At 45.2% G+C, this 336-nt stretch carries 1 pseudogene; it reads right to left on the reverse strand.

Annotated features, from left to right (window positions below):
* Nucleotides 1-336: pseudogene (locus tag AB4585_RS24645) on the reverse strand (serine protease); the annotation flags it as partial.

The raw sequence follows: 336 nt of genomic DNA on the forward strand, positions 1-336 counted from the left end.
ATCAAATACACCGCCCCCATACCATCTTCAGTATGACCATAGCCAAGAATAATCGGCCCGACAGGTGAATCTATTCCAGCAAATAATGAGCCTGCAACGAACATAGGCGCATCGCCAATATCTTTATCAGGGCCTGACCAAACACCACCATATTCAACCGACCCGCCTAAATAAACGGGAGATTGGAACATACCGAAGTCATTCTCAAACCACCGGTAACGATAAACCAATTTGGTAAAGGCCTTGTTTTGTCCTATCAAGCTGTTTCGTGGAATACCCGAAAGATTTTGAAAGCCCCCTAAGTCATAAGGATCAATGGGTACGGCTCCTGAATTG

The sequence above is a fragment of the Vibrio sp. 10N.222.49.C9 genome (assembly GCF_041474985.1).
Lineage (GTDB): Bacteria > Pseudomonadota > Gammaproteobacteria > Enterobacterales > Vibrionaceae > Vibrio > Vibrio crassostreae_C.